A 22,708-nucleotide genomic window follows, 5' to 3' on the forward strand; every position below is an offset into this window, starting at 1 on the left:
GGGTGTTATAAATTTATAAAATTAATTATTTAATCATTGTCTTTTCTACTATCAGCATCAGACGATGAGTCATTATTTTTTAGGTTTTCTCTTTGAGTTTTTAAAGTTTTAATAGAATCTTTCTTTCTTTTTTGTAATTCTAACAATCGGGCTCTTCTTTCTTCAAACTCTTTCTTTTTTGCAGCTCTTATAGAATCTCTTTGAGCTTTACGCTCTGCAAGAAGTTGTTCTCTTTCTGATAATCTTTTTTGAGCCTCACGTTCTCTGTCAGATACTTCAGTTTCTTGTTCTGCATTTCTTTTTTCAGCTCTTTCCAGAGCTTTCTTATCTTTCTTACTATTAAGTTGTTTTCTTTTTGAAGCCCTATTTATTCTAAGTAATACCTGATCACTTATATCAAATCGATCTGCAGAATAAAGCATTACCAAATCTGCTGATTTATCAAAAACGAAATCATATTTTTTGTTTTTAGCAATTTCTTGAACGGCTACAAAAACTTGATCCTGTACTGGTTGAACCAATCTCTTTTTTTGAATAAAAAGATCTCCATTAGGGCCAAATCGTTTTTGTTGATATTCTAATATTTCTTTTTCTTTAAAAAAGATATCTTCTTCTCTTTCTTCGATTAGCTCTTTGGTTAGTAAGACTCTTTCATTATTAAGGTCTTTACGCATTTCTTCAACTTCTTTAAGTTCTGCTTCTATTTCAACTTTCCATTTTTGAACTTTGGTTTCGAGTTCAGAAGAAGCTTCATTATATTCTGGAACGTTTTCCAGAATATAGCTCATATCAATATAGCCAATCCTAATACCTTTCTGTGCATGTACTGCGTTTGTGAAAAATAGCCAACTGACTGCTGCAACTAGTAAAAGACCCTTTGTTTTCATAACTTTGTGTGTATATAGAAATAATCGTGCCAAAACTAAAATTGTTGTCCTATAATAAAATGGGTTTCCCATCCATTAGCCTGATTTGTTCCCGGAATAGGATCAAAACCATACCCAAAATCTATACCTAATAACCCAAATGCTGGCATAAAGATACGTAAACCTGCTCCAGCAGAACGACTTAATTGGAAAGGGTTAAAACTTTTAAAGCTATCATAAGAGGCTCCACCTTCCAAAAATCCTAGCATATATATTGATGCTGCGGGTTTTAGTGTTATAGGATAACGAAGCTCTAACGAATATTTATTATAAATTGTTGCCCCATCGGCATCAAAATCTTGATTATTAGTTCTACTTTGAGGTGTAATAGATTGATTTGGGTACCCTCTTAACGAAACAACCTCACGACCATCAAGACTTGTAGCTCCTAATCCATCTCCTCCCAGGAAAAAACGTTCAAAAGGAATATTACCTCTATTGTTATTATATGCACCTAAAAAACCGTACTCGGCTTTTGTTTTTAGAACCAAAGGCTTTTTTCCAATATTAACTAAACTTGTGTACCAGGTACCATCAAATTTTAGCTTATAGTATTCTAGCCATTTAAAACGCTCCTGATCGATTTCTCCAATCTCTGTAGCTATTTCAGAGCCTCTTACAAGATCTCTCGAATTACTGCTGTCTAGATTACTTCTTTCTTCTTCTAAAGTATCTCTACGGTCTTTTAATTCACCGTAGTCTACGCCATCAAAAAGAGAGTAAGGTACAGAAAGTTTGGCAACAAGATTAAATTCTGATCCACCTGTTGGGAAAATAGGGTTTACTGTAGTGTTGTTTCTATTGATTCCGATAGTATAGGATAAATCATTAGAAGATCCATTACCAAAAGTAAATAGTCTGGTGTTGTAGTTTTTAAGATTATAATGTCTTACACTAATGGCTTGAGATAATGTAAAGTAGTTATCTGGCCAATTTAATCTTTTGGCTATTCCTATTGACCCTCCAGTAATAAGAAATTTACTATCTCTATCTACTTTACGTGTTCTGTTATTAAGTAAGAACTGGATTGTATGAGAGAATGATGTAGAGAGTTGATATGGTCTTTTCCCTCCTAGCCAAGGTTCTACAAAAGAAAGACTATAGGTTTGAAAAAATCTACTGGCCTGGGCTCTAATTCTAAGCGTTTGACCATCTCCCATGGGTAGGGGACTGTAAGATTCTTTGTTAAAAATGTTACGTATTGAAAAGTTGCTAAAAGCTAATCCCAGAGTTCCTACAAAACCACCTCCGCCAAAACCTCCCTGAAGCTCAATTTGACTAGATCCTTTTTCTACTACAGGGAAATTAATATCAATGGTTCCTGCCTGAGGATTTGCATTTTTAAATTGTGGTTCTAATTGTTCTGGATCAAAAAAACCTAACTGCCCTAATTCACGAACAGTTCGTACTACAAGGTCTTTACTATAACGTTGGCCTGGTCTGGTTCTAAGTGTTCTATAAATTACATGATCATTTGTTTTATCATTTCCGGTAACGGTAATGTGGTCAAAATAGGTCAGTTTTCCTTCACGTATTCTGATTTCAAAATCAAGAGTATCATTATATACTTTTGTTTCTACAGCATCAATAGAAGAAAATAGATATCCGTTATTTTGATATAAGTTGGTAAGATCATTTGCATCGGGCTTACTATTATCAGCAATTTGTTTTTCTAAAAGAACACCATTATACACATCTCCTTTTTTGATAACAAGTTGTCGGGCCAATTCTCGGTCGGTATATACGCTATTACCTAGAAATGTGATATTACCAAAATAATACTTATTCCCTTCTTCAAGATTAAGATTAAGTGATACACTATTGTCATCTTCTATAATCAAACTATCAGAGGTGATACGAGCGTCTCGATATCCTTTTTCTTTATATTTTGTAATGATATTATCTTTATCTTCCTCGTAATCTGCTCGGATATATTTTGATCGTTTCCAGAATCTTAGAAATTTCTTACGCTTGGTATTTTTCATAGCCCTGCGCACCTTTGCATCAGAAAGTTGCTCGTTTCCTTCTATGTTGATTTTATCAACTTTAACCCGATCTCCTTTGTCGATCAGAACTACCATATTTACCTTGTTGCTTACAACGGTATCTTTAATAGGAATGGTGTTGATAGCAACTTTTGTGTTTAGAAATCCGTCTTTTTTATACTTATTAGTAATAAAATTACGAGTTGTGGTTATCAGATTTTCTGTAACCTTTGCACCTTTGGTTAGCCCATTATCTTTAATTAACTCTTCGGATTTACGTTTTTTAATTCCTTGAATACGGGCTTCGTTTAACTCAGGTACTTCCTGTATATTAATTTCGAGATCAGCAACGTCTCCTTCTACATTACTAATGTAGAAGTTAATATCACTAAATAATTCGAGATCCCATAATTTCTTAATGACTTTACTTATTCGATCTCCCGGAAGAAAAATACGTTCTCCTTTTCTAAGACCGGTAAAAGTAATTACTGTATTTTCATTGTAACTGGTAATCCCGGTAACTTTAATATCGCCAATAATATATTCTTTCCCGTTAGCACCAGGTAAATTTTGTGCAGAAAGTGATGTTGATATTAATAAGGCGAGTAACGTAAAATACGTAATAGGTAGTTTTTTTGTCATTTCTTTAACTGAGCTGCTCACTAGTTTTTCCAAATCTTCTTTCTCTTTTTTGATAATTGTATATGGCCTCAAATAAATCGGCTTTTTTAAAGTCCGGCCATAAAATTTCTGTAAAATATAATTCTGCATACGCAATTTGCCATAGTAAAAAATTACTGATACGTTGTTCCCCACTGGTACGTATCAATAAGTCCACATCGGGTAGGTCTTTTGTATACAAATGCTCATTAATGACTGATTCATTTATAAGATGTGGCGAAATTACACCATTTTTAACTTTAATACTTATTTCTTTGATAGTTTTTATGAGCTCTTCTCTACTTCCGTAGCTTAGAGCCAGAGTAAGTGTCATATGTGTATTGGATTTGGTCTTTTCAATAACTTCTAAAAGTTCTACTCTTGCTTTTTTGGGAAGCGACTGCAAGTTTCCAATAGCATTAAGTTTAATATTATTATCCTGAAGTGTTTTGATTTCCTTTTTTAAGGAATTCACCAAAAGTTTCATTAAGGTATCTACTTCAAGTTTTGGTCTATTCCAGTTTTCTGTAGAAAAAGCATATAATGTAAGATATTTAACACCTATCTCTGCACTGCTTTCTACAGCTTCTTTAACTGCTTTAGTTCCGTTTTCGTGGCCAACGGCTCTAAATAGACCTTTCTTTTTGGCCCATCGACCATTGCCATCCATAATAATGGCAACGTGCTGTGGGATATTAGAGTTTAATTGTTTTTTATCAATCATTTTTAGAAAGCACAAAAACATGGTATTCTACCCCAGGTATACGATATTGTTATACCTGTAAATACATACCAGTCATTGTTATTTAAATTACCAAATCCTGTTCCATACCTATCATCAGGATTACTGCCGTCAAGGTTATCAGTAAATGTGTATCTGGCACCTATTTCTGCACCAAACACAAAATTTCTACCTAATGTTTTTTTAATCCCTAAAACCATAGGGATCGCGAAACTCCATTTATCTGCATATGCGTCGATTTGATTATTCGCATCAACAGCTAATGCACCATAATTAAATGTAGTAATTCCTGTATATAGATAAGGGGTAAATTGGGATTCTCCGTCGTAAAGATACCAATCCCAGAAATTAAATTCCATTCCTAGTGATATTTCTTTTACAGAATTGCTAAAACTTAGTCCTCTTTGTTTTCTTCTATCATCTCCTTTATCGTCATTAGCATTGAGTTTGGCATATAAAAATGAAGCTCTAAAAGCATGTCGTTTACTTCGATTCCATTTTCCGATAGCTCCAAAAGCGACATTATTAGGTGAAATATAGTATGTAGATCCTACATCTCCTATATAGTTAGCTCCTCCAGCCATCAAACCTACTTCGTAAGTTTGTGATGTGATTGGTTGTACAAAAAATACAACAATTATAAGTGATGCTAAGTATCTCATAGATTTTCAAAAGTTTGCAAATATAACAATTAACTTTAGTACACAAGAATTTGAGTAAAATAGTATGAATAAAAAACACTTTTTAGTACATTTTATTGTTCAATTGCGTTTATCTTCCCCCCAAAGCATCTTTTTACGCAATGTTTTTAGAAAGCTTTCATCTTGCAGAACTACCATATTAATTTTGAATGGAGCTTTTTTAATGACTACTGTAGCTTCATTTGGTAGTGTGTGTATTCTTGAGTCTAAAGAAATTAAGTAGGTGTCTTCTCTTCCTGTAACCTGTAATTTGATTTCTTGATTATCGGGTATAACAAGGGGTCTTACATTAAGATTATGTGGAGCAATAGGAGTTAACACCATGCTTTCTGCATCAGGCATCATTACCGGGCCACCACAACTTAATGAGTATCCTGTAGAACCGGTAGGAGTAGAAACAATTAAACCATCTGCCCAATATGAAGTAAGAAATTCATTGTTAAGAGTGGTATGTACAGTAATCATAGAAGTTGTATTTCTTCGACTTACTGCAATTTCATTCATTGCAAAGTTTAATACCCCAAACTCTTCTGTTGCAGGTAAAGTTTCTACCGTTACGAGGCTTCTTGAAGAAATATAAAACTTTTTGTCAAGGATGAGTGCTATAGTATCTTTAATTTCTTCTTTTTGAATGGTAGCCAAAAAACCTAATCTTCCGGTATTGATCCCTGCAATTGGGATTCCTAAATCTCGAACATAGGTGATCGTTTTGAGAATAGTGCCGTCTCCTCCAATACTAAAAAAAAGATCATACGATGTATCCAGTTCTTCAAAAGTGCTAAAATGAGAATATGTTTTATCTATTTCATCATGAAGATTTATCAATTCAAGAAAATTTTTCTCAATTACAACTTCTACACCGTTTTTGTCAAGAGTTTCTAATAACTGTTGAATGTAGATTCCAGAATTTTCATGATAGAACTGCCCGTATATACCGATCTTCATTATAATTTGATTTGTGTTGTTAGTATTGGATTAGGCAAACTGTTCTATATATTAAGGTATTTTGCTAAATATTGGGATCTTTCTTTAAGATTTGTCAAAAATGTATCTTCTTGATGCTTTGAAACAATATTGTAGCTGTATCTTCTAAATGTTTGTACGATATTATTAATGTCAGTATCACTAATCTTTAGTGTTATCTGGGCGACATCATTTTTCATATTCGATATAAATAAACCCAATACTTTGGCATTATTTGATTCTACAATTTGCGAAATTTCACTAAAAGAATAATCCAGAACTCCTTTTTCTACTATTAAAATATTACCAGGCTCACTAAGAAACGGGGTTTCGTTAAAAAGATTCATGATATCACCAAGTTCAAAAAAGCCTAAATAACTGTTGTTGTCATCTAGTACTGGCATAATGTTAGAATTGCTCTGTGCGAAAGATTCTAGAATATCCAACCAGTTATCACCTTCTCTTACATAAAACCCTTCAAGGGCATATTGATAAGCATCCAAAGTTTTATCGGTTTCAAAACATCGGATATCTGCTTCAGAAATGCACCCTAAATATATATTCTGTTTTATAACAGGGAAATGGGTATAGGTAAGTTCGTTAAATAGCAGTTGTGCCTCTGTTACTTTGACAGCTACGTCAAGAGGTTCTATTTCATTAACTATGTACAAATTCGTCTTCATAACTTTTTTGGGGCTATATTATGCAAAATAATCAAAAAATATACAATCAAGGCGTTCTCAACTTTGTATTTTTGCTTTTTTAGTAAAAGACATCAAAAACCATGACAAAGTTAAGTGTTAACGTTAATAAAATTGCAACTTTACGTAATTCAAGAGGAGGGAATGCTCCTAATTTAATACAGGTAGCCACCGATATTCAGCATTTTGGAGGAGAAGGAATTACAATTCATCCAAGACCAGATGAGAGACATATACGATATCAAGATGCGTATGATCTAAAGCCAATTGTACATACAGAGTATAATATAGAGGGAAATCCTATTCCTAAGTTTGTAGAGTTGGTATTAGCTGTTAAGCCAACGCAGGTTACTTTGGTTCCTGATGCAGAGGATGCTATAACGAGTAATGCAGGTTGGAATACAAAAAAACATGAAAGTTTTTTGAAAGAAGTAATATCTGAATTTAAGCGTAATGATATTAGAACCTCAATATTTGTAGATCCCATTTCCGAGATGATAGAAGGTGCTGTAAGTACAGGAGCAGATAGAATTGAATTGTATACCGAAGAATTTGCTTCAGAATACGCAAAAGGAAATTTGAAAGCAATACAGCCGTATTCGGATTGTGCTCAACAAGCAATTGATCTTGGGATCGGAGTAAATGCAGGTCATGATCTCTCTTTGGATAATATTAAGTTTTTTAAAGAAAATATCCCTGGACTTCTTGAGGTCTCTATTGGGCATGCTTTGATAAGCGAATCTATATATCTGGGATTAGAGAATGTAGTTAATATGTATTTACATCGTTTAAAGTAAAGCTGTAGATAATGAAGTTACATGCAAATGTTTTTGGCGAAGGGCAACCTTTTATAATCCTTCATGGGTTTTTAGGAACGGGAGATAACTGGAAGACACTTGGGAAGAAAATCTCTGAACAAGGATTTCAGGTTCATTTGGTAGATCAACGAAATCATGGTAGAAGCCCTCATAGTGATGAGTTTAATTATGATATCCTTGCAGGTGATTTAGCGACGTACTGCGAAGAACACCATTTGCAGAACTGTAATATTTTGGGGCACTCTATGGGAGGGAAGACAGTAATGCTTTTCGCATCAAAATACCCTGGTTTGATTGATCATTTAATTGTGGCAGATATAGGGCCGAAATATTATCCATTACATCATCAGGATATTTTAGATGGGTTAAGTGCTTTAGATTTTGAAGTTTTAAAATCCAGAGGAGAAGTGGATCACGAGTTAAGCATGTATGTACCTGATACAGGTGTACGAATGTTTCTTCTTAAAAATCTGTACTGGAAAGATAAGGGAGTTCTCGGGCTGCGAATGAATTTGGAAGCATTGATGAAAAATGCTCACGAAATAGGAGTAGAACTACCAGAACAATATAGTTATTCTGGACATACTCTCTTTCTAAAAGGAGAGCGATCTAATTATATTTTGGAAGAAGATGAACCCGGAATAAAAAAGCAATTCCCTAATTCAAAAATCGGGGAAATTTCAAACGCAGGTCATTGGTTGCATGCCGAAAACCCGATTAATTTTTTGGAAGAAGTGTTAGAATTCGTCAAAAAATAGAGAAAAAATGCTATGTATGCATAATATTTTGATGAATTCGTTGGATAATTAGTATTTTCTTTTAAATTTGGAAAATCAAATTTTAATATAGAACTTATCTAAACTTTTTGTTTACCTACGAATTTTACATTTTGGCCCTTAAATTTTTGTGTCTTTACCATAATATGGCATGGTGATGCTCTCATGAAACCTTTTATTCTAGATTAGCCGCCAAAATTTTTTACTCACAAACAAAAAAGTAGACAAGTTCATTCTAACATAACAAACAATACTAAATTAATTATGAGAAAACTTTTATTATTTATTCTGTTCGTCTCTGTAACTTTGGTTACGTATGCAGGCGGATATAGAGTTAGTGTGCAAGGACAAAGAGCTGTTGCCATGGGGCATACTGGAGTAGCGGTGGTGAATAGTGCTGAGTTGGTATTCTTTAACCCTGCGGGTCTTGTGTACTTAGAAAATAAATTAAACGTAAGTGTTGGTGTAAGTGGGATTTTTACAGATGTAATATATCAAAATCGAGAATTAGGTACTTCTTCAGAAACAGATAGTTCTGTGGGAACTCCTCTTAATTTATATGGCTCTTATAAAGTAAATGACTGGATGTCTATTGGTTTAGGAGTGTATACTCCTTTTGGTAGTGAGGTAGAGTGGCCAACAAACTGGGCTGGTTCTCATTTGGTAAATAATATTGAATTGGCAGCAATTTATATACAGCCAGTAGTTTCGTTTAAGATTTCTGATCAATTTAGTATCGGGGGAGGACCTATTTATGTTACCGGCTCTGTGAATTTTAATCGTAATGCCAGTAGAACAACAACCGATCTAGAAGGTAACCGTTCTAATATTACGGTCGACGATTCTGGAGTTACCAATTGGGGATGGAGTATAGGTGCAATGTTTAATCCTACCGAAGATTTGCATATAGGATTTAGTTATCGTAGTGAGATTATTATGGAAGTCGAAGGAGGAGAAGCTACGTTTTCGAATTTCCCAAATTCTCCTGCAGCACCCGCTAATGGAACTACAACCTTTAATGCAGAGTTGCCATTGCCAGCAGAACTTACTCTAGGGCTTTCATACGAATATGAGAAATGGGTATTTGCATTTGACTATAACAGACAATTCTGGGATGTATATAAATCGTTGGATCTTACTTTTGGTAATGGTTCTAATTCGGTAAACCCACGTAATTATAAGAATTCTTCGGTATACCGACTTGGATTGCAGTATCAGGCAACCGATAAGATCACTCTAAGAGCTGGATATTACCGTGATGAAACTCCGGTGCAACCAGGCTATTTTGCTCCAGAAACTCCTCGTAATGACTCTGATGGATTTACTGGTGGTTTAAGTTTTGCCGTAACATCTAAGTTAGCTATTGATGCTTCATTCTTTTACTTGAGATTTGAAGAGGTAGATGCTTCTTATGATTTTGGTACAAACTCGACTGGTGGTACAGAATCTTTTGGAGGAACATATAAATCCAGTGCATTTGCTCCTGGACTTGGTTTAACTTATAAAATGTAATAAAGATGATGAGGAAAAATATAAAATATTTAGCGATTCTTGCATTAGGAATAATAGCATGTGAACCAGAATTTGATAATCCGATTGACGAGGCAGGAACGTATACAAGTGGAGAAGCCGATTTTAGTAACTATGTAGCATTAGGAAACTCACTTACGGCTGGTTTTGCTGACGGAGCATTATATATAACAGGACAAGAAAATTCATATCCTAATATATTATCCAAGCAATTTGCATTTGCAGGTGGCGGTGATTTTACACAACCATTAATGTCGGATAATACAGGAGGAGCATTGCTAGGAGGAACTCAAATTTTGGATAATAGATTTGTGTTGGTTTTTGATGCAGATGGTAAACCTGTTGGTCCTTCTGTATATACAGGAGCGGCACCAACTACAGAGATATCTAGTGTCTTAGTAGGGCCTTTTAATAATATGGGAGTTCCCGGAGCAAAAAGTTTTCATTTGGGTGTGGCAGGGTATGGTAATGTAGCTGGAGTAGCTGGTGGTTTGGCAAATCCTTACTATGCGAGATTTGCTTCTTCTGCAACAGCAGCGGTGATAGGAGATGCTGTAGCTCAGAATCCTACTTTCTTTAGTTTATGGATTGGAAATAATGATATACTTAGTTATGCTACTTCTGGTGGTGTAGGAATGGATCATAATGTAACGGGAGAACAAAACCCTGAGAATTATGGCCCTAATGATATTACAAATAATACAACATTTGCAGGTGTTTATAGCCAATTAATTGATGCGCTTATTGCAAAAGGAGCTAAAGGAGTATTGTTAAACTTACCAAGTGTAACTTCTATACCATTTTTTACAACGGTTCCTTATGCGCCATTAAGTCCTTTGAATCCAGATTTTGGACCACAAATACCAACGCTTAATGCAACCTATGCAGGATTAAACCTTGCGTTTGCAGGTATTGGTGTTCCAGAAAGAGCAATAGAGTTTTCTACTACCGGAGCAAGTGCCGTGGTCATTAAAGATGAATCGCTTGATGATAAAACAGCACAATTGACTGCCGCTCTAACCCCTACATTTGGAGCAGTAAAAGCAGCCCTTTTTGGTGCACAATACGGTCAGGCAAGACAAGCTACAGCAGAAGATTTGTTAGTACTTACCAGTTCAAGTATTATCGGAAAACTTAATGAAGCTAGGTTTGCAGAATTAGTTGGTTTAGGTTTGTCTCAGGAAGAAGCAGGGCAATTAGCGGTTAATGGCGTTAGTTTTCCTTTAGAGGATAAGTATGTGTTAATACCTGCGGAACAAACGGCTATAGAAAATGCTCGTACAGGATTTAATGCTACTATTGCAGGTCTTGCTACGGCTAAAGGATTAGCGTTTTATGACGCTGCAGCCGATTTAGCACAAGCTGCAAACGGAGGTATTCCTATTGATGGAGGAGTGATTACATCAGAATTTGTTATAGGTGGTGGATTCTCATTAGATGGGGTGCACCCAACACCAAGAGCTCATGCTTTGATAACCAATGGAGTGTTAGATGCTATTAAAGCTACTTATGGAGCTAACCTGCCAAGGGTTAATCCTGCTGATTATGGTACAGTTACCTTAAGTAATGATGTTAATTAAGAAAAATATACTAAACAATGTTTAGGTAAAAGCCTGCTGTTTTTTTTCAGCAGGCTTTTTTTATTGAATGAGATAAAGTTTATATTTGAGGTATGAATTTTATACTTAAACTTATTTTAAATGCATTAGCAGTGCTTCTTCTAGCCAAGATCCTACCAGGAGTAGGAGTCGATAATTATGTTAGTGCATTAATAGTTGCGGCTGTTTTGGCAATTTTGAATACAATTGTAAAGCCTTTACTGATTATTTTAACACTACCAGCTACAATACTTACTTTGGGATTGTTTCTTTTAGTTATTAATGCAGCAATTATTTTATTGGCAGATTATTTTATAGCTGGTTTTAGTGTAAATGGATGGTTGTGGGCGTTGATCTTTAGTGTCTTGTTATCTGTGTTTCAATCAATACTACATTCTATTTTGAAGAAAGACAAAAGTTAATGTAACGCTTGCTGTTTTTCAAGGAGTTAAAAGTTTGTTGTGATCTAAAAAAGTATTACTTTTGCAAGCCAATTTTTAGAGTAAACGTAGAGATAATGAATATTTCAAAAGAGCAATTAGACGAATTAAATGCAGTGGTAACCGTAGATATCGCTAAAGAAGACTATAGTGATAAGGTCGAAAAAATCCTTAGCGATTATCGTAAAAATGCTAACATTCCTGGTTTTAGAAAAGGTCACGTTCCTATGGGACTTGTTAAAAAACAATACGGAAAAGCAGTTTTGGTAGATGAAGTAAATAAACTGTTACAAGATGCATTAAATAAATACCTTACAGAAGAAAAACTTGATGTATTAGGAAATCCATTACCAAAGGAGCAGGAAAACTTTGACTGGGATACCGATAATTACTCTTTCGAATTCGAACTTGGACTAGCTCCAAAATTTGAAGTAAAACTTAATGGTAAAAAAGCGATCACTCACTACAAAATTGTAGCAAATGATGAGATGATCGATAATCAGATCAAAACCATCCAGAAACAATATGGAAAGCTTATATCTAAAGATGTTGTAGAGAAAGATGATTTGGTAGCTGGTTCTTTTGTTAATGAAGAAAAAGAAATTGATAATGCATTTACTGTTTCTTTAGATAAAATTAAAGGTAAAAAGAACCTTGATAAATTTATAGGAGCAAAAGTAGGTGATGTTATCAAGCTAAAAACAAAAGGATTGTTTGCCGATGATCACGATTTGATAAGTGCTTTAAAAATAAATCATGATGAGGCACACGATCTTAATATAGAAGTAGCTTTTACAGTTTCAGAAATAAATACTCAGGAACTTGCAGATTTAGATCAGGAGTTATTCGATAAACTATATGGTGCAGGTGTTATAAAGTCGGTTACCGATCTGAAAGAAAAAATAAAAGAAGATGCCGAACGTCAATTCGAGCAACAGTCAGAACAACAACTACTTAATGATATCACTGAAAATGTTTTAGAGAATACTAAATTTGATCTCCCTAATGAGTTTTTGAAGAAATGGATTAGAGCGACTGGTGAAAAGCCTTTGACAGAAGATGAAGCAAAGGATGAATTTGAAAAAAGCGAAAAAGGATTACGTTATCAATTGATCGAAGGTAAAATAATTAATGATAATAATCTTCAGGTAACTTTTGAAGAATTGAAAGATTTTGCAAAAGAGTTAATTAAAGGTCAGATGGCTCAATTTGGGCAAAATTCTCCAGAAGATAAAGAACTAGAGGATATTGCAGCAAGAATATTATCTAATCAAGAAGAGGTTAAAAGAATCTCTGAACAATTGATGAGTAAAAAGCTACTTAATTACTATAAAGAAAATGCAAAGCTAAAGATAAAAGAGGTTAGTTTTGATGAATTCATAAAAGAAGTTTACAAATAATTAATGTTGTAATTTACTAAGGAATTATACTTATATTTAGGGCGTTAAACTATCTTTAGGTTAACGCCCTTTTTATCAATAAAAATTTCAGAAAAAGAAATATGGATTACGGAAAAGAATTCGAAAAATACGCTACTAAGCATCATGGTATTAATAGTAACTATTATAACCAGATCGTTAGTAGTATGTATCCAACCGGGATGACTCCTAATATCATAGAAGAACGTCAAATGAACATTGCTATTTTTGATGTTTTCTCGAGGTTAATGATGGATCGTATTATATTTTTAGGAACCGGGATTAATGATCAGGTTGCTAATATTGTTCAGGCCCAATTGTTATTTCTCGAAAGTGTAGATTCTTCTAAAGATATTCAGATTTATATCAATTCTCCAGGAGGAAGTGTCTATGCAGGCCTTGGTATTTATGATACAATGCAATTTATCAAACCAGATGTAGCTACTATATGTACAGGTATGGCTGCATCTATGGGAGCTGTATTATTATGTGCAGGACAAAAAGGAAAACGTTCTGGATTACCTCATAGTCGTGTTATGATTCATCAACCATTAGGAGGTGCCCAGGGACAAGCAAGTGATATAGAAATTACTGCACGTGAGATTTTGATATTAAAAGAAGAATTATATAAAATTATTGCCAAACACTCCGGACAAACCTACGATAAAGTTTATGAGGATAGTGATAGAGATTATTGGATGAAAGCAGATAAAGCTCTAGAGTATGGAATGATTGATGAGATTTTGACTAGAGAATGATGTAATTTTTCTTGTTTATTAGGGGATTTTTCCCTTATACTTGTATGTATATACGAAAACAAGAGAAGTTTTTATGAAAATGAAAATAAATAACTATGGCTAAGGAAGATTTAGAATGCTCTTTTTGTGGAAGAAAGAAGCCTGAAACCAATTTACTTATTGCAGGGTTAGATGCCCATATTTGTGATCGATGTATTGTTCAGGCACATGGAATTGTGGTGGAAGAAGCTAAAGATGAAGAAACAGGTGAACTTAGTAGCGAATTAATGTTACGAAAGCCTATGGCTATCAAGAAATTTTTGGATGAGTATGTAATAGGACAGGAGTTTACAAAAAAAGTAATGTCTGTAGCAGTATATAATCATTATAAACGCTTATTGCAACCACAAACAGAAGATGATATTGAGATTCAAAAGAGTAATATCATTATGGTAGGCCAAACGGGTACGGGAAAAACATTAATGGCTAAGACCATTGCCAAAATGCTTAACGTTCCATTAGCTATTGTAGATGCAACTGTACTTACCGAAGCAGGTTATGTGGGTGAAGATGTAGAAAGTATTCTTACACGACTACTTCAGGCTGCAGATTATAATCTTGAGAAAGCACAACGTGGTATTGTATTTATTGATGAGATAGATAAAATAGCTCGTAAAAGTGATAATCCTAGTATTACCAGAGATGTTTCTGGAGAAGGAGTGCAACAAGCTTTACTTAAATTGTTAGAAGGCACTGTAGTAAATGTTCCGCCAAAAGGTGGACGTAAACATCCAGATCAAAAATTTATCGAAGTAGATACCGAAAATATTCTTTTTATTGCAGGTGGCGCCTTCGATGGGATCGAAAAAATGATCCAGAAACGATTAAATATGCAGGCTGTTGGATATAGTGCTTCTAAAAGTGAAGACGCTATAGAGAAAGATAATCTGTTACAATATATTATTCCTAGAGATTTAAAAGATTTTGGATTGATTCCTGAGATTATTGGTAGACTTCCTGTACTTTCTTATATGAATCCTTTGGATGAGGAAACCCTTAGGTCAATTTTAACAGTTCCTAAAAATGCTATAATAAAGCAATATAAGAAGTTGTTTGAAATGGATAATATTGGTTTCTCAATTACCGATGGTGCATTAGAATATATTGTAGAAAAAGCTCTTGAGTATAGATTGGGAGCAAGGGGTCTTAGATCACTTTGCGAAGCAATTTTAACAGATGCAATGTACGAACTGCCAGAAAGTGAAGAAACAGAGTTTAGAGTAACTAAGGATTATGCCGAAAAGAAGCTGAATAAATCTACGATTAAAAAGCTTAAAGCGGTCTCCTAAAGTAAAAGAAAAGAGCTTTACATAAAAAAACACCTTTATAAATTTATAAAGGTGTTTTTTGTTGGTTGATTAGTTGATAATATATTTATTCTGTATATGATATTCGATCCTTATTGTTGGTAATGATATCCTCTGTGTTTTTTAATACAAGATCACTGTTGTTAAGGTGTATTTCTAAACCATTTTGACGAATTAAAGCTTCGTAAAATGTTGCTTTAGAAATTTCACTATAGCAAGTGTCTTCTTCTAATGTGTTTTCTGTTTTTAAAGCCCTTGTAGAAGAAGAAACATCAGTAGTAGTCACATTAGCCGTTTCATTGGCATTAGTAATATGATTTTCGGTTTTGATTTCTTGTGCGTTAATTCCTATGGTTAGCAGTAATAAAGTAATGCAAGATATCGTAGTTTTCATATTTTGGGGCTTTAATATATTTAATAACTATCTGAGGACAAATTTAATATGAAAATGAGAGCCTAAAAAATGATTTGATATTTTTTAGATCAAACGCTTTTTTTGAACGATGAAATACTAATTTTTTTGTTAAAAACGACAATTCTTACATAGTTTTTTTACGGTTTAACCGTAATAATTTATGTTTTTATTTGTGGTTTTTATGGAAAAAAGATCGATTTTGGGAAGACTTAACTATTTCTTAATCAAGGAGAATAGGAACTCACATTATTTAGGGCAATTAGCTCGTCAATATAAGTTCGTTTATTAGAAAGTCTAGGAACTTTATGTTGCCCACCCAGCTTATTATTCTTTTTCAACCAATCATAGAATAGATTTTGTCTTGCAATACGTATATGAAGAATGTTAAGAGTTGTGTTGTTATATCTTTTGGCCTCATAATCACTATTTACCTGTTGCAGATTTTGATCGAGAATATGAGTAAATTCTTTAATGTTTTCGGGATGCTTTTTAAACTCAATGATCCACTCATGTGCACCTTTTTCTCGTTCTTTCATAAAAATTGGCGCTACAGTATAATCTACAATTTCACTATTAGTGATTTTAGTTGTTTTTCTAAGCGCTTCTTCTGCATTTTCGATAATAAGCTCTTCTCCAAAGACATTAATATGATGCTTGGTTCTTCCTGATACCTTGATCCTATATGGATCTATAGAGGTAAATCGAATAGTGTCTCCAATTTTATAGCGCCATAATCCAGCATTAGTTGTAATGATGATTGCATAATTTTTTCCAACCTCTACTTCGCTTAACGGAATCACTTTTTCAGTTTTGGTAGCATAAGTATCCATAGGTATAAACTCATAAAAAATCCCATAGTCTAGCATCAATAGTAACTCAGAAGAATTGTTATGATCCTGGATAGCAAAGAAACCTTCAGAAGCATTATATATTTCGTAATATTTAAAAGAGTTTCTAGGTAAAATTTTGCTGTATTGATCTTTATAGGGTTCAAAACTTACTCCACCGTGAAAATATACTTCGAGATTATTCCAGATGTCGAAGATATTCTCATTTCCTGTCATTTCCAGTACTTGATTAAGTAAAACTAACATCCAGGAAGGAACACCTGCTAAACTAGTTACATTTTCCTGAATGGTCTCATTAACAATAGCCTTCATTTTATGCTCCCAATCACTCATTAATGATACTTCGTTACTAGGAGTAGAGCTAAACTCTGCCCAAAAAGGCATATTGTCTATAATTATTGCAGATAAATCTCCAAAAGAAGTTCCGTTTTCTTTATATAATTCTTTACTACCACCTAGCCTAAGGCTTTTTCCCGTAAAAAGTTTTGATTCCTCATTATTGTTAAGGTACATACATAAGAGGTCTTTACCAGCGGCAAAATGACAATCTTCTAGTGATTCTTCACTAACAGGGATGAATTTACTTTTAGAACTGGTAGTACCACTAGATTTTGCAAACCACTTGATAGGAGTGGGCCAAAAAATATTGTGTTCGCCTAAACGACTTCTTTCGATTATCGATTCATAATCTTCATAAGACCGTATAGGTACTCGTTCTTTAAAAGTTTCATAATTACTTATAGTAGCAAAATCATAGCTTTTCCCAAATTCTGTATTCTTAGCTGTTTCTAATAGCACATGCAGCAACTCAAGCTGAACCTCATTAGGATACTTAAGAAAAAGCTCCATTTGATGAAAGCGTTTTTTTAAGAACCAGCTGGCTATAGAATTAACTAATGGGATTGGCATTTTTTAATGTATATTTAGGCAGAAATAATGTACACCAATTCTTAATATAAAACCGGATACATTATTTTTGTTGTTGTCAATTAGAAACTAAAATAATAAAAATAATCACATTCTTCTTATTAGATTATTATATAACGAAATTTTATGCAATATCAGGGGGTACTAACAAAAATGCAAACAGAAATTAATGATCCTATTCAGTATTATCTGGTTTTCGAATCCGATTTTATTCACATGAACCAATTGTTGGATAAAAAAGTACGAATAGAATTTGTAGGATATCAGTGTCTTGCTTGTGGTGAAAATAAAAAAATATTTAGACAAGGGTATTGTTATGATGATTTTTACAACCAACCTCAAGTCGGAGATTGGGTAATGCGTCCAGAGTTAAGTACTGCCCATTTAGATATTGAGGATAGGGATTTAGAATTTGAGAAAAAGGCACAGCTTCAGCCACATATAGTATATCTGGCTAATTCTAGTAATGTTAAGGTAGGGGTAACCAGAAAATCTCAGGTACCCACAAGATGGATAGATCAAGGAGCTCATGAAGCTATAGAAATTGTTGAAGTTCCTAATCGATATTTGGCAGGTATTACTGAAGTAGCTTTAAAAGAAAAGGTTGCCGATAAAACAAATTGGCGTACCATGCTTAAAAATGAAATAAAAGATGAAGACCTAACCTCTTTTAAAAACAAATTAAAAGATTTTATACCCGATGAGGTAAAAGAGTATTTTGTCGAAAATGGAAAAGAGACTCAACTTCGTTTTCCTGTACTTCAATATCCTAATACTGTAAAAAGTCTTAACCTGGAGAAAACACCAGAATACTCTGGTGTGCTAAAAGGAATTAAAGGGCAATATCTTATTTTTGAAGATAATACAGTCTTTAATGTGAGAAATAACGAAGGATACGTGGTTAGTTTAACAATAACCTAACATGATTCTTTTGTAATTATAATAGCTAATTCTTCTTTTCCGTAGATTTCACATTGTTGTAACGTACTTTTAATGTCATCAATGGTTGTTCTTGGATTTATAAGGCACATCCTAAGTACGACCTGACCTTGCAAAACTGTAGTTACCAGTATTGCTTCTCTAGAATCGACTATTTTTTTAGAAATATTCTGATTGATACGATCTAATTCTTCTTCAGAAAGTTGATGACCAATAGGGTGATATCTAAAGTTAATTATAGCTAATGTAGCTGGCGATGTAATTTCCCAATATGTGCTTTTTCGTAAGATATCTTCAGTTTGTTCGGCAAGATCTATATTGTATTGTATGGCTTTTCTAAAAGATTCGAGGCCAAACGTTTTTAATGACATATAAAACTTTAAAGCACGAAAACGTCGGGTTAATTGAATACCATGATCATAAAAATTAATTTCAGATTCATTGCCTTCTATATCTCTTAGATATTCTGGTTTCTCACTAAATGTACCACTTAACCAATTATGATCTTTAACTAATAAACAACCTATTTCATATGGCTGAAAAAACCACTTGTGTGGATCTACAGTTAGTGAATCTGCTCGTTCGATACCTTTTAAAAGCTTTTTTCCTTTACTTGCCAAAATTGCTGCACCTCCGTATGCTCCATCAACATGCATCCACAAATTTTCTTCCTGGCAGATATTCGCAATTTCATCCATAGGATCTACAGTTCCTGTATTGGTAGTTCCTGCAGATGCTATTATGCAAAACGGTTGAAACCCTTCAAGACGATCTTTGGCAATTACATTTTTTAATTTATTTAAAGAAACTTTAAATTCTAGATCCGTAGGAATAAGTCTGATCTGCTCTTTTTTAAAACCAATTACTTTGATTGCTTTTATGTTTGAAGAATGAGCTTGATCTGATAAGTAGATTATTGCTTTAGAAAAATCTTCTCCGCACTTTACTCTTCTGGCTGTTACCAATGCAGTAAGATTTGCCATCGAACCACCACTGGTAAATATTCCTCCTCCCATTTTTGTCGGAAACCCAAAAATCTTAAGTAACCAGTTCATAACTACTATTTCTAATTCTGCTGCTGCCGGAGATGCAGCCCAACCACCAGAAAATATATTAAAACCTGTGGCGATAGTATCGGCCATTGCACTTATGTAGTTACTAGGGCCAGGTACAAAAGAATATGATTTTGGATGGGATACAATACTGCTGTTCGGAATGACTTGATCCATTACAAAATCCAGAACTTCGTTTGCAGGAGTAGGGTGATCAGGAAGTTCCTCTGTTAATAAAGAATCCATTTCCTCTCTTGAAGCAATAGTTACAGGCTTTTTTGAGTTCTGAGTCTCAAAATGATCCACAATATGGTCTATAATCTTATATCCATAGCGTTGCATTTCTTCTTTTGGCAAGCTTAACTTGGAGTTGAAATCGTCTTTATTCACAGCAATATAATTTTATCAGAATTGCTGACAAATATAAAAACACTTAACAGATAATTACTTGTATAAATGGCTTAAAAAATGGTATTTTGGTATAGCTTACTTCATTCGGTTAAAAAATTGATGCCTTGAAAAATAGAAATAACAACCAAGACTATTCCTATAATCCTAGAAAGTTTAGCTTTTGAATCGCCTGGTTGTTGTGCAATTTTGTTTCCCCATCGACTATAAAAATATAATGTTCCTATTTTTCCTAAGTAAACTCCAAGAAAGAAAAGAAAAAGAGAGATGAGTGGGTTTTGAACTGTGAGTTTAAAAATATATTTGTTTACCAGTGAAATGGCTAAAACCCAGTAAATAATTACAGGAGGGTTTAATATAGCTAAAGAAAAACCAGTAAGGAATTTAGATTTGGATAGTTTTAATTTTTTGGATTTATGTTTAGTATTTACTTTATTCTTAAAAAGTAAGAAATACACGCCAATAGAAAAGAAGAGTATAATGAACGCAATTTGAATCCATTGATTTTCTCGGAAAAAATCAGATAACTCCATACTACTGTGCAATGCAAAAAGAGCTAATAATACTTCGCCAATCCCTGCTGCCAGTGCTATGTAGGATGCGTTTTTAATATTTTCTTTGACAGAGGTATGAATAACAGCCAGATTGACTGCTCCCAAAGGAAGTGCACCTATTACAGCTGTAACAATTCCTAATAAGAGATATAGTACAGATAGTGTCATAAATCCTTAGTAGTTATAAATAAAGTAATCTTACAATTAAATAAAACAATAGAAGCGGCAATTGCCGCTTCTAACCCTAAGTAAATATGATAATTTAAACACATTACTAATTTAATTTTTAAAAATTTCCGTTAACTCCTATCCTCATTTTTTTAATGACTTCTTCATAGTACAGGATTGTCCAGATAATTTTTTCTGTATCGGCATACGGAACTAATTCTTCGATAGTTTCTTTGGTAACTTCTAAATTTTTTTGCGTAGACTCTTTATTATTTCTAAGAATTTTTAGATGTCGTGAATCTTCTTTGATGCCAATATCACTTAGTCTTACACCAGGTTCATTAGTAAGTGATAGAAATGGGAGTATGGTCATGATCTCCTCGACCCGATCTTGATATAGTTTTACGAGTTGACCTTTCTTTAAGGCTTGCAGATCACTAATTGTGTGAAATTTATTGGTCTGATTCCTTTGCGTAAAGAATATGGCTTCATTTGCTTGTTGTGCATAAATTGTACTTATTGCAAGAAAGAAGATTAAGCTTGTTAATAATTTTGACATAATGTTTGTAATATACATTTGATTTTGATTGATTTTGTACAGTAAAATCAGAGCAAACTATTTTATTATTGCATCACCATATAATTGTTTAATGATTTTTTTAACTGAAACTTAGGTACAATAGAGCTTTTGGGGTCATTAAATAAATCATTTACGCCAACAAAGCTTTCGGTAAATCTATTGTATTTTAAAATATCTAAGGCTCCGTTAATTGCTGCATTACTTGTGGTTATACCTTTACCATGAATATTAAAAAAACTATTATCCATCATAAATGCTTTTTGTATTACAGCCAAAGATGTATATGATTTATCAAACTTAACAACATCAGAGAAACCAGATATTTTAGAGTTGTGTATGTATGTTATTGCCGAATTAGATGTAGAAATAGCTGCAGTGGTATGCTGGTAATTGGTTTTATCAGACAAGTTAACAAGAGTTGCATTAGCAATAGTAACATCTGTTATAGCATCTGGTTTAATGTAACCAAGTTCTGTATTGTATCCATCTATTTCGATAGCATATGATCCCTGGGGACTGTTGATGTATGGATGTCTTATAGCAAGAACATTCTTAATTGTCCCTCTAAAACCTTCAGAAATGTGGTAATCATCATCTTGTGCTTTAAGGGAAACCAGATTCTGAATGTTATTTTTTCCTCCGTGAATATTATAAGAATCCTGACCCGAATAACTTACCATAATATCTTTTACGATAGAAGAAGTCCCTAAACCATATAGAGATAATCCATTAGATCCATTGTTTCCAGAAAATTCGATTCTTACAAATCGTAGTATTGTCGTTTCTTCATTTATGTTATTTCCTCCATAAACAGAATACTGAGGGTTGAAATCACCTTCAAGTATACCGCTACCTGAAACTGTATTTACTTTTCCAGACCCAGCAATAATTATACCTCCCCAATCTCCACTGTTTCGAGATTTAGGAGCTTTGCTGGATGTAAAAACGATAGGATAAGCTTTGGATCCTGCTGCAATCAATTTTGAACCTTTAGAAATAATAAGGTTTGCAGGATTTTCATGATCACATCGTATAATTGTTCCTTCTTGAATAGTTAAAGATGCACCATTCGTTACATATACATCACCAGACATCGAATACACAATATCATTTCTTAAATAAGTATGATCCATTATAATATTAGGCAGTTTCTCTTCAGCTTCTGGATAGTCAGTTTTATTAGGTGTAAAATTTGTCCATCCTTTGACCCATCTGTCATTATTTTCATTAAAATCTTGTGCAATAGCTAGATTAGAAATTAGTAGTAGGATAAAAGCTGTTAATAGAGAACATCTTTTTTTCATAATAGTTTATTTTGGGGTTAAACTTTATTTGGAAGAAATTTCTCTCTCCCAATTTTGGGACTACTAAGATATAAGAGTTTTAACAAAAGTGGTTACGTGTTTACCGTAGACTTTGTACGTTAGTCGTTATTTTAACTTAAATTAATAAAAT

At 33.6% G+C, this 22,708-nt stretch carries 21 protein-coding genes; 9 read left to right on the top strand and 12 right to left on the bottom strand.

Annotated features, from left to right (window positions below):
• Positions 1 to 29: 29 nt before the first annotated feature.
• From DK441_RS15360 to DK441_RS15385, 6 genes are all read right to left on the bottom strand, one after another.
• Positions 30 to 887 carry an OmpH family outer membrane protein gene (locus tag DK441_RS15360; RefSeq protein ID WP_109853533.1) on the bottom strand — a complete coding sequence of 286 codons (858 nt, stop codon included), beginning with the start codon at positions 885 to 887 and terminating at the stop codon, positions 30 to 32.
• Positions 888 to 922: 35 nt separating this feature from the next.
• Positions 923 to 3,553, bottom strand: coding sequence for an outer membrane protein assembly factor (locus DK441_RS15365; RefSeq protein ID WP_200822857.1), 2,631 nt, complete (start codon positions 3,551 to 3,553; stop codon positions 923 to 925).
• Between the two features lie 4 nt (positions 3,554 to 3,557).
• Positions 3,558 to 4,295 carry an isoprenyl transferase gene (locus DK441_RS15370; protein WP_109851494.1) on the bottom strand — a complete coding sequence of 246 codons (738 nt, stop codon included), beginning with the start codon at positions 4,293 to 4,295 and terminating at the stop codon, positions 3,558 to 3,560.
• Positions 4,296 to 4,297: 2 nt separating this feature from the next.
• The gene (locus DK441_RS15375) at positions 4,298 to 4,975 is read right to left on the bottom strand and encodes a DUF6089 family protein (protein ID WP_109851495.1); all 678 of its coding nucleotides are present in this window, start codon (positions 4,973 to 4,975) and stop codon (positions 4,298 to 4,300) included.
• Between the two features lie 99 nt (positions 4,976 to 5,074).
• Positions 5,075 to 5,959: an NAD kinase gene (locus tag DK441_RS15380; RefSeq protein WP_109851496.1), complete on the bottom strand. Its 885-nt coding sequence runs from the start codon at positions 5,957 to 5,959 to the stop codon at positions 5,075 to 5,077.
• 44 nt (positions 5,960 to 6,003) lie between these two features.
• Positions 6,004 to 6,660 carry a CBS domain-containing protein gene (locus tag DK441_RS15385; RefSeq protein ID WP_109851497.1) on the bottom strand — a complete coding sequence of 219 codons (657 nt, stop codon included), beginning with the start codon at positions 6,658 to 6,660 and terminating at the stop codon, positions 6,004 to 6,006.
• 101 nt (positions 6,661 to 6,761) lie between these two features.
• On the opposite strand from DK441_RS15385, the gene DK441_RS15390 reads away from it, so the two are divergent.
• From DK441_RS15390 to clpX, 8 genes are all read left to right on the top strand, one after another.
• Positions 6,762 to 7,475, top strand: a complete 714-nt coding sequence (locus DK441_RS15390; protein ID WP_109851498.1) for a pyridoxine 5'-phosphate synthase — start codon at positions 6,762 to 6,764, stop codon at positions 7,473 to 7,475.
• An 11-nt stretch (positions 7,476 to 7,486) separates the two neighbouring features.
• Positions 7,487 to 8,254 (top strand): alpha/beta fold hydrolase, encoded by a 768-nt coding sequence (locus DK441_RS15395; RefSeq protein ID WP_109851499.1) that lies wholly within the window; start codon positions 7,487 to 7,489, stop codon positions 8,252 to 8,254.
• A 282-nt stretch (positions 8,255 to 8,536) separates the two neighbouring features.
• Entirely contained in the window at positions 8,537 to 9,784 is a 1,248-nt protein-coding gene (locus tag DK441_RS15400) for an OmpP1/FadL family transporter (protein ID WP_109851500.1), read from the top strand.
• 5 nt (positions 9,785 to 9,789) lie between these two features.
• Positions 9,790 to 11,382, top strand: a complete 1,593-nt coding sequence (locus tag DK441_RS15405) for a G-D-S-L family lipolytic protein (protein ID WP_370444322.1) — start codon at positions 9,790 to 9,792, stop codon at positions 11,380 to 11,382.
• 92 nt (positions 11,383 to 11,474) lie between these two features.
• Positions 11,475 to 11,822 (top strand): phage holin family protein, encoded by a 348-nt coding sequence (locus tag DK441_RS15410; protein WP_109851502.1) that lies wholly within the window; start codon positions 11,475 to 11,477, stop codon positions 11,820 to 11,822.
• Positions 11,823 to 11,917: 95 nt separating this feature from the next.
• Positions 11,918 to 13,240, top strand: a complete 1,323-nt coding sequence (tig, locus tag DK441_RS15415; RefSeq protein ID WP_109851503.1) for a trigger factor — start codon at positions 11,918 to 11,920, stop codon at positions 13,238 to 13,240.
• A gap of 101 nt (positions 13,241 to 13,341) precedes the next feature.
• Entirely contained in the window at positions 13,342 to 14,016 is a 675-nt protein-coding gene (gene clpP / locus DK441_RS15420; protein WP_025667217.1) for an ATP-dependent Clp endopeptidase proteolytic subunit ClpP, read from the top strand.
• Between the two features lie 95 nt (positions 14,017 to 14,111).
• Complete coding sequence (clpX, locus tag DK441_RS15425; RefSeq protein WP_109851504.1) at positions 14,112 to 15,344, top strand: ATP-dependent Clp protease ATP-binding subunit ClpX; 1,233 nt, start codon at positions 14,112 to 14,114, stop codon at positions 15,342 to 15,344.
• Between the two features lie 85 nt (positions 15,345 to 15,429).
• Here the strand turns inward: clpX and DK441_RS15430 are convergent, their stop codons facing one another.
• Positions 15,430 to 15,756 (bottom strand): hypothetical protein, encoded by a 327-nt coding sequence (locus tag DK441_RS15430; protein WP_109851505.1) that lies wholly within the window; start codon positions 15,754 to 15,756, stop codon positions 15,430 to 15,432.
• Between the two features lie 245 nt (positions 15,757 to 16,001).
• Positions 16,002 to 17,534 carry a GH3 auxin-responsive promoter family protein gene (locus DK441_RS15435; RefSeq protein ID WP_109851506.1) on the bottom strand — a complete coding sequence of 511 codons (1,533 nt, stop codon included), beginning with the start codon at positions 17,532 to 17,534 and terminating at the stop codon, positions 16,002 to 16,004.
• Positions 17,535 to 17,678: 144 nt separating this feature from the next.
• Between DK441_RS15435 and DK441_RS15440 the strand changes: the two genes are divergently transcribed.
• The gene (locus tag DK441_RS15440) at positions 17,679 to 18,473 is read left to right on the top strand and encodes a DUF2797 domain-containing protein (protein WP_109851507.1); all 795 of its coding nucleotides are present in this window, start codon (positions 17,679 to 17,681) and stop codon (positions 18,471 to 18,473) included.
• On the opposite strand, the gene DK441_RS15445 is transcribed toward DK441_RS15440, so the two are convergent.
• The 4 genes from DK441_RS15445 to DK441_RS15460 all read right to left on the bottom strand — a co-directional run bounded on the left by DK441_RS15445 (position 18,470) and on the right by DK441_RS15460 (position 22,557).
• Positions 18,470 to 19,885, bottom strand: a complete 1,416-nt coding sequence (locus DK441_RS15445) for an aspartate aminotransferase family protein (RefSeq protein ID WP_109853534.1) — start codon at positions 19,883 to 19,885, stop codon at positions 18,470 to 18,472. The genes DK441_RS15440 and DK441_RS15445 overlap by 4 nt on opposite strands.
• A 149-nt stretch (positions 19,886 to 20,034) precedes the next feature.
• Positions 20,035 to 20,673 (bottom strand): LysE family transporter, encoded by a 639-nt coding sequence (locus tag DK441_RS15450; RefSeq protein WP_109851508.1) that lies wholly within the window; start codon positions 20,671 to 20,673, stop codon positions 20,035 to 20,037.
• A gap of 118 nt (positions 20,674 to 20,791) precedes the next feature.
• Positions 20,792 to 21,232: a hypothetical protein gene (locus DK441_RS15455; protein WP_160112115.1), complete on the bottom strand. Its 441-nt coding sequence runs from the start codon at positions 21,230 to 21,232 to the stop codon at positions 20,792 to 20,794.
• 65 nt (positions 21,233 to 21,297) lie between these two features.
• Complete coding sequence (locus DK441_RS15460; protein ID WP_109851510.1) at positions 21,298 to 22,557, bottom strand: hypothetical protein; 1,260 nt, start codon at positions 22,555 to 22,557, stop codon at positions 21,298 to 21,300.
• Positions 22,558 to 22,708: the final 151 nt, after the last annotated feature.

This window comes from Aquimarina sp. AU58 (assembly GCF_900312745.1).
Classification (GTDB): domain Bacteria; phylum Bacteroidota; class Bacteroidia; order Flavobacteriales; family Flavobacteriaceae; genus Aquimarina; species Aquimarina spinulae.